Annotated in this window: 6 protein-coding genes and 1 pseudogene; 3 read left to right on the top strand and 4 right to left on the bottom strand. The window is 66.5% G+C overall.

Going from position 1 to position 7,889, the window contains the following annotated elements; all coding sequences use genetic code 11:
* Nucleotides 1–193: pseudogene (locus OO70_RS49955) on the top strand (hypothetical protein); the annotation flags it as partial.
* A 203-nt stretch (nt 194–396) separates the two neighbouring features.
* Here OO70_RS49955 and OO70_RS49960 read toward each other — a convergent pair.
* Complete coding sequence (locus tag OO70_RS49960) at nt 397–744, bottom strand: DUF6233 domain-containing protein (protein WP_043688114.1); 348 nt, start codon at nt 742–744, stop codon at nt 397–399.
* Between the two features lie 88 nt (nt 745–832).
* On the opposite strand from OO70_RS49960, the gene OO70_RS49965 reads away from it, so the two are divergent.
* Nucleotides 833–1,837 (top strand): DNA polymerase Y family protein, encoded by a 1,005-nt coding sequence (locus OO70_RS49965; protein ID WP_043688115.1) that lies wholly within the window; start codon nt 833–835, stop codon nt 1,835–1,837.
* A 584-nt stretch (nt 1,838–2,421) separates the two neighbouring features.
* Here OO70_RS49965 and OO70_RS49970 read toward each other — a convergent pair.
* Nucleotides 2,422–2,652 carry a hypothetical protein gene (locus OO70_RS49970; protein ID WP_043688117.1) on the bottom strand — a complete coding sequence of 77 codons (231 nt, stop codon included), beginning with the start codon at nt 2,650–2,652 and terminating at the stop codon, nt 2,422–2,424.
* A gap of 870 nt (nt 2,653–3,522) precedes the next feature.
* Between OO70_RS49970 and OO70_RS53510 the strand changes: the two genes are divergently transcribed.
* A complete protein-coding gene (locus OO70_RS53510; RefSeq protein ID WP_078651917.1) occupies nt 3,523–4,392 on the top strand; it encodes an RNA polymerase sigma factor in 870 nt (289 codons plus the stop codon).
* A gap of 487 nt (nt 4,393–4,879) precedes the next feature.
* Here the strand turns inward: OO70_RS53510 and OO70_RS49975 are convergent, their stop codons facing one another.
* Nucleotides 4,880–5,701 (bottom strand): NUDIX hydrolase, encoded by an 822-nt coding sequence (locus OO70_RS49975; RefSeq protein ID WP_043688121.1) that lies wholly within the window; start codon nt 5,699–5,701, stop codon nt 4,880–4,882.
* Between the two features lie 177 nt (nt 5,702–5,878).
* Nucleotides 5,879–7,591: a pentapeptide repeat-containing protein gene (locus OO70_RS49980; protein ID WP_324604924.1), complete on the bottom strand. Its 1,713-nt coding sequence runs from the start codon at nt 7,589–7,591 to the stop codon at nt 5,879–5,881.
* Nucleotides 7,592–7,889 lie beyond the last annotated feature (298 nt).

Raw genomic sequence — 7,889 nt, forward strand, 5'->3', positions numbered from 1 at the left:
CGACTACCGCAACCTGTGGGTGGAGCCCGCCGACCCCGGCCACAAGAAGGGCTCGGGGGTCAACAACGCGAAGGATCCGGTGGAGACGAAGCTGCACACCGCGGTCTGTAAGGGCAAGGTCACCCTCGCCGCCGCGCAGCAGGCGATCGTCACCGACTGGACCACCGCCCTCAGCCGACTCGGACTCGGCTGAGACACCGCGCCGCGCAGCCGGAGAGACAACTGTCGTGGCGCGGGGGCGAATTCAGCAGGATGCGGCACGCCGGAGACGCTGAGTATGAGACCGTGACAGTCATCCGGCCCGTCGCTTCCCCCCGTAGCGACGGGCCGGACCTGTTTCAGCGGGCGAGTAGGGCCGCGCTGTCCTGCGGACGAGTGCCACAAAGGAGGGGCTGGCTAGTCGGTGATGTGCAGTGCGGTGTCTGGGCGGCAGATCGGGCAGGCAGGCACCCCGTCGACGGTGAGGAGGCGGCGGGCGCCATCCTGGTCGACCGGCCGTCTTCGACGGCCGGCCATGCCACAGTCGCCGACGTGCACGGCCTGCGGGTGCCCTGTGGCCCGGTTGAGTTCGAGGATCCAGTCCGGTACTGGCGGGCGGTGCGCCCGGCGGTGCTCCTCTTCGGCCTGACGCTTTTGCACTTCGGCGATCTTGCGGTCGATGCGGGCCAGCCACATGGCATTCCAGGTCCGCAGCGTCTGGAGCCGCTCCAGGTCGTCCGGAAGATCCCGCGAGGTATCGAACACATATTCCACTCTAGATGCGGGAACGTGCCCTCCGCACTCGCGTATTCGATCGCATGTTCGATAACGTGATGGAGGAGGTGAGCGCCGGATGAGTACCAAGCCGACGGGGCGACGGCCAGGTGTGGTGATGCATGTGCGCTGCCCGGACCGGCTGCCGGAGGAGACCTACCGGCAGGTCCTTGAGCAGATGTGGGAGCTTTCGCCGGTGGTGCAGGCTCTCCCGCCCACGGCCGCCCTGGTCGACCTGCGCGGCGCACTGCGCTACCACGGCGCGACCGCCTCCCACCTGGGGGAGATCCTGCGGCTGCGGATGGTCTCCCGCTATGGAGTCGACGTCCGCGTCGGCATCGGCCCGACCATCACCGTCGCTGCGACCGCCTCCGCCCAGGTAGGCCACCCGGGCGGCGTCCTAGCCATGGAGGAGGACGACGTCGCTGACTGGCTTGCCATGCTCCTGGTGGAGGACCTGCACGGCATCGGCTCCCGCCAGGCCGCCACCCTTCGGCACTACGGCGTCGACCGCGTCGGCCTGCTCGCCGCGCTTCCGGCGGAGACCGTGCAGCGCCTGCTGGGGAGAGCGGGCCGTACGGCCGTCGACCGGGCCCGCGGTATAGACCCCCGGACCGTCACCCCGCGCCGCCTGCCAGCCTCCGTCAGCGTCCGGCACCGGTTCCCCCACGATGTCCTTGACGGTGCCGTGGCGCGCTCAGCCCTGCTGGGCCTCGTCGTGCAGCTCGGTGTCGAGCTGCGCCGCCGAGGGCAGGCTGCGCGAGCTCTCACGCTCACGCTGACGTTTGCCGGAGGACCGGCGTGGGAGAGGACCCGTCGCCTGGCCGAGCCGTCTGGGCACGAGGACGACCTGCGCCAACTCACCTACCAGCTCATGGATGCCGCAGGTCTTCAGCGAGGTCGGCTGACCGGTCTCGCGCTGCGCGGCGAGGACTTGCTCGACGGCGATCAGGTCGCCGAACAGCTCAGTCTCGACACTGCCCGGCAGGCGCGGCTCGTCGCCGAGGGGGCGGCCGACCGGATCCGGGAGCGGTTCGGACCGGGCGCGATCGGTCCGGCCGCCGCCTACCGGCCAGCTTCTTGACCTCCACGTAGAAGGCTGGCAGGGGGAGTGTCAACGACGTTACCGCGTGAGCGACGCCGCAGGCGCCCATGACGGGATAGCTCGGCCCGGACGCTGAGCGAGCGGGCCGGCGGTCGCGGCTAGCCTCGGTCTCTGTGCCCCGTCTGTCCGACCTGACAGCACCTCCGACGTGGCGGCGTGGCCCGCGGACGGCTCATGACCCGCTTCGCCGAGGTCACCGTGAAGCCTGGCTGATCGCCTGCCGGGGCCGGGGCGACGACGGTACGTATGAGACGCGTGAGTACTGTGTCGCGCATCACGCACAGTCGGCGAGGGAGGAATGGTGGACGTCCGACAAGGCGCGCCATGGTGGTACGGCATACCGCCAGTTGCGGTCACCTTGATTACATACAGCATTGTCGGGATTGCGATCTTCCTGACGATTTCCGGCTCTCCGGAGACCCGGGGAGCGACGGCCCTCGGTGTCGGGCTGGGGGCTGGCTGGGCGGCGTCCTTCGCCCAGGGCGCGGCCCGTCAGCGACACGATCGGCAATCCCGAGCACTGAGGTAGCAGCAGCCCCGCCGCCGTGATGCAGCGAGGCTCTTCAGCCTGCCCAACCCACGTCGTACACCTCGATGCCGTCGGGGTACGCGGTGAACGCGACCCACGACAGCGGCCCCCAGCAGATTGCGCCGTGTCGACCGCCGGGCGGCGGCCAATTGTCCGGCCGGATCAGGGCCGCCGCGATCGTCTCGAAGATCTCCTGCTGGCCTTTGTCTGGGAGGTTGGTCAGCGCCTCCTCCACTCGAAACGCTAGGTCGACCATGTACGTCATCGTGCACCCCTGTGCTTGTGATCGCTGAGGCAGCAACGTAGGGCGAAGCGGCGAAGCGCGTGACGGCCTGTGGATAACCGCGAAGGCCTGTGGATAGCTCACTGCAACCGTGTCACCGTCACGACGGCGTGCCGGGTTGTCTCGGCCAGCACTTCCACCATCAGGTCGACGACCACGGCCGTGTACACCTGGCCGTTCCCAGAGCGGCCGTGCGCCCTGGCTCGGAAAGGGTCAGCTGCGCCGCGGCCTGGGCGGCCAACTGTGCACCGATGGCCCGGGTCAGCCGAACTCGCCCGTCCGGCAGCCGTACGACGAGCGCCCTCGAGTGCTTCGCTGGCCCTGTGTAGCCGACCACGGCGGCGTCGGTCGCTTCCGCGTGGCGGATCTTCTACCACGACGAGGAGTGCCCAGACCGGTATGGCGAAGTGCTGAGCTTCGCGTTCCCTGCCGCGTTCTGGGTGTTGAGCACCCATGTCGGCGGTGCGCCACCCAAAGCGATCCTCGTACAGATCTTGCTGTACGCCGTTCGTCCCCCGGCACAGCCACGATCCTCAAGCTCCACGTTGAAGTGTGACTCACATCACGAATGCGGGATGGGCTCCTGTCTCCCTTAAGGGGCGAGCGGCCGGTTCCAGACGGAGGAACTACAGAAGGTCGCCATCAATTGAAAGGCGGCCTCAGTGGAGTGGCTTCCGAGTTTCCGCGACAGCCTGCCCATATTGCTGGGCATCATCAAGCTCTCCCAAGAGGTGGCCCGTTGGCGGGCCGACAGGGGCGAGGCCGAACGTATGCGAGCTAAGACAGGCCGAGGGCTTCCCGCCCGGACGAAGACATCGAAGAAGCGGCACGTCCGCCGAAAGAGGAGGCGCCGTGGCTGAGCAGGTGTACAGGGACGGCAAGTGGGTCTGGCAGGACGTCGGTGGCGGCGAGCTCGGCGCCCAGGCGCAGCAGCCCGAACGCGACGAAGAGCCCGCAGCGTATTTTGCATCGGCCGGCGATGAGGTGAGGCAGTTCCAGTGGGACCTGGAGCCGCTCTACGTGGAGAACCGTCCGAAGATGGTCAACTATGCGCGCAAACTCCTTTGGTCTCAAGGAATTCCCGAGTCGCGCCTTCCGGCTGAAGACGTCGTTCAGGACGCGTGGGTCGTCGCCGCCATGAAGCGTAGTGAGATCTATTCACCTGTGGCCTACGTGTACGGCGTAATCCGGGGGCGAGTACTGCTAGAAGCGCGACGCAAAATGATCATGGAAGCCCAGGATCCAGGGCAGATCGACGAATTACCTTCCTGGTCTTCAGGCGATGATGATCTCACCCTTGCAATGAGGTCATACCTTCAAAGGCTTTCCATGGAGCAACGTACAGCTGTTTTTCGCTCCTTCATGCTGGGCGAGAGTCATGCTGAGATCGCGTGGCACTTGGGGGTCAGCAAAGGAACCGTAGCCAGTCGCATTTATCGGGCACGGGCTGTACTCGCTGCATGCCTAACCGCACTTCTCGCGCTGGTGGCCTGGATCGTGTTGTCTCAGCGCGACGTCGGCAGCGATCGAGGTCCGTGTCAAGGCTGGTGTCCTCCCGGACCCCCTGTCTCGCCCCCGGTCACCGCCCCTTCCCCACTGCCTTTTGATCCTGGGGCTGCGGTGAGCGACATTCAATGGAGCGCGTTCGGGCTAGCACTCGTGGTCGTTCTTAGCGTCTGGGGGTGGACGCGACTGCGCAGACGGAGGCGTTCTGGCCGCTGAGGCTCTACTCCGGTCAGAGTCGAAGCATCGAACGGAAACCGCCGCCCTGATCACCGAAAACTGCGCAGCGGCGAGCACACGGAAGCATCAACAGGCTCCCGCCTCCGTAAACTCCCGCGCGTCGCTTTCGGTAGGTGACTGCGAGGCCATGAAAAGCGAAGGCGGACGTTCGGATCGTCCATCCGCGTTGTCACCGGAATATTGGTCCTGCGATCACATGTTCCTGGGGGAGCGTCATCGACGCTGGTTGTGGCGTTGCCTGGCTGCGCTTTGAAAGAATGCGACGCTCAGGTCGGCGGCGAGTCCGATGCTGAGGGCAAGCGGACCACGAGATTCGTCGGGGCCGAGAAGTCCGAGATAGATGACGATCGCGACGATTGCATAGACGATCAAGGTGACGGCGACACGGGGTATGTCGTACCACCACGGTGTGTCGCGTTGGGTGTCCGCTCGTGCCCCTCCGGCTGGTGATTGCTGCCGGGGCAGCCTACTTGTCGGCTCGGGCCAATGAGAGGAGTCTTTGGCCCGCCCGTTCCCAGGCCGTTTCGGCGTCGAGACTTGTGCGGGCGGCTGCAAGGTCGGCCACAATGACGGCTCCCTCCGCGAAGCGGCCACAGGCCAAGTCGAGCCAGACCAGGCCGAGTTGGTCATCTACCCACGGGTCGCGGCCCTCGACGGCGGTGTAGGCCGCCCATGCCGATGCGGTCAAGTGGTCGCTTGAGGAGGGGAGGTGGTGGCCGCCGACAAGGCGCATGAGTGCTGCGGTTCGTTGTACGGCGGCGAGGGATGCGGCATCGGCGAGATGCTGGAATTCGTGCTGCACGGTCGTGATGTCGACTTCTGCGAGTTCGCCCCAGGTGCGCCACTGCGTGTTGATGGCCTCGCCGGCGTCGGGATGCTCTAGGCCGGGGGTGCAACCGTGGGCGAGGAAGAGGTGGACGCGTTCGGTGGCGGCGGCTCGTGCGGTTGCGACGACACCCAGAGGGTGTGTCCATGAAGCTGTCAGACCGGTCTCCTCGGCCAGCTCGCGGCGCGCTGCGGCTTCTGGGAGTTCGCCGTCGTTGACGATGCCTCCGGGAAGGTCGGTGATCTCGGTGCCGTGCAGGTAGTGGTGCTGGGTGACCAGGGGGATCCGCCCGCGGTGGACGGCGAGGATACGCACCGAGTGCGGCGTCACGATGTGCGGGTAGGCGACGGTTGCTCCGTCGGGTCGCCGGGCCTGGTCGACGGTGAGACGGAAGCCGTTCTCGGGGCCGCCCGTGTAGAGAGTTTCGCTCGATATCCGCCGCCAGCGGTGTTCACTGCCCATGCTGAGGACCATAGCGGCCACAGTCCTGCCGATTCGCAGACACAGGACACAGAGGTCCCTGGCTCGATGTGACTTGCAGCGATAGTTGGCCAAGGGGGGAAAGGCTGCTGGTGATTGGCCAGTACTCAGCGGCAGTTGGCCTCCGGGTAGTTGGCGAGGCGGGTTGCTGTTGGGTGGTCAGCGTTTGATGCGTCCGCGTACGGCGAGGGCGGCGAGGGCGAGGAGCGCGGGTTCGAGGAGGCGGGAGGTCATCTCGATGTAGGTGCCGGCAGTGGTGAGGTTCTGTCCGGAGGAGCGGAAGACGACCGAGTTCACGGCGACGCGGGTGGCCTTCTCCGCGCGGGCCCAGGTCATGCGCTCGGGCCATCCACCGTGCAGGGCGGGATCGGAGCTACTGGTGGTGAGGCTGATCTTGCTGCCGTGGAGGGTGCCAGTGGTGGTGGGGTCGGGGTCGTGGGTGGGCAGGCCGAAGCGCATCAGGAGCAGCACGGTGATGACCATGGAGGCCAGAAGCCAGCCGGTAGCGCGGGAGGCGCGCAGGCCGTATCCGGACAGCAGCCAGTAGGCCCACAGTAGGCGGCGCTCGCCCTTCGGTGTGCCGGTTGTGTCGTGGCGGCGCATCTCGCACTCGCCGTAGTAAAAGTCGGCGGCGCCGGGTTCGTTCTTCCCGTCTTCGAAAGCTTTACGTAGCTGCCGGTAGAGCGCGGCAACGTCTTCGGGGTCGGGGGTGAGATCGCGGTCGGGGTGATGTGGCCCCGGACGCCACTGCCGAGAAGGCACTGGTGTACCTGAGTAGCGTGCGGGCTGATCGGCGGTCTGGGCGCGCCAGTGGTGTTCCTCGGCGATAGTGCGCCGGTGGCTCCAGCGGATCGGCAATACGCCACGGCGATGCCAGCCGGTGGGGGTGGAAGCCAGTGTGGTGCGTCCTTCGAGGCGCAGCTGATCGAGGTGGAACGCGCCGGAGAACAGGCAGTCCGTCAGGTCGGTATCGGTGAGAACCAGATGTGCTGCATCCACGCCCTGCACCGAGGCCACCCGGACTCCCTCACAGCGGCCTGACAGCGAGTCCTCGTCCACCGCGCTGATTCTGGAGTTGGCGAAGTGCTTAGGGTGGTACACAACAGCTGCGGGGGCTGACAGGACGGCCTGGCTGAGGTCCAGGGTGGCGTACCGCAGCCTGGCAGTGACAGATGACTCCCATCGCGTTCCCTCACACCGAACTCTGGGAGCAGCAATTTCCAGGGTCACTGGATTCTCAAAGACGGCGCCGCTCAGCTCAACTACGTCATTGCATACCAAAGGCCCAAAGCGTGATGCCGTCGCAAAGCGGGCTATGCCGAAATCAGCCTTGCCGTCGAACTGCGCCCCGCCGAAGCCTGCCATGCGGTCGAACTGAGCGGCGGCGAAGTAGCCGATGCTGGAGAACCGCACCTCGCCGAACCTAGCGTGGCCGCCGAACCGCGCCTCGTCGAACCAGGCCACGCTGGAAAACTGCGCCTGGCCGAAACTGACGTTGCGGAAGAACTGCACTCTGTCGAATGACGCGAGGTGAGAGAACTGCGCCTTGCGGAAGTTGGCGTAGTCGCCGAAGTGCGCCATGTCGAAGACTGCGTCGCCGCCGAACTGCGCCCCCTCGAACCGGGTGGGGCGAGAGAACCTCGCCCCGTCAAATCTGGCATCACCGGAAAACTGCGCCTCGTCGAACCTGGCCTCGCCCATGTCGGGCTTTCCGGTGGTGGGGTCGTGGAGCGGGACAAGGAGTTGTCCCAGCAGGGCTTCAGTGAAAGGGGTGCCTCGGTGGTCGATGTCAGCGCCGGCGACGAGTCCGGCCAGATAAGTGTCACGGTCCGCGTCGGACAGGTGGGCAAGGCATGCGGTCTGGCTGGGCACGTGAATGCCGCGGCAGCCGACAGGATCGGCAGCAGGGTCGGCGCCGTGTGCGCAGTGGGGCCAGAGAGGTGCTTGAGGTACAGGGGGCGGTGGCGTGTTCATCGCGTGGCGGCTCCGCAGGTCCGTGCTGGTTCGGGCTCGCCTCCGATACCACGCAGGAGTGCGTCCAGCCGGTTCCTGGGTTGTGGCCAACTGCAAAGGGTGCGGCTCTCGTGGAGTGAGCTTGCCGGTCAGGCCAGGAGTTCGTAGTTGTGCCGGTCGGGCCGGGGGTAGAGGCGTTCGCGTTCTCTGTGGGTGT

Origin of the sequence: Streptomyces xylophagus (assembly GCF_000716435.1) — a bacterium.
In the GTDB taxonomy this organism is placed as follows: domain Bacteria; phylum Actinomycetota; class Actinomycetes; order Streptomycetales; family Streptomycetaceae; genus Streptomyces; species Streptomyces xylophagus.

Coding starts and splice junctions, on each gene's coding strand:
- OO70_RS49965 (WP_043688115.1), top strand. CDS start 833: ATGAGTACCAAGCCGACGGGGCGACGGCCAGGTGTGGTGATGCATGTG.
- OO70_RS49970 (WP_043688117.1), bottom strand. CDS start 2,652: ATGACGTACATGGTCGACCTAGCGTTTCGAGTGGAGGAGGCGCTGACC.
- OO70_RS49975 (WP_043688121.1), bottom strand. CDS start 5,701: ATGGGCAGTGAACACCGCTGGCGGCGGATATCGAGCGAAACTCTCTAC.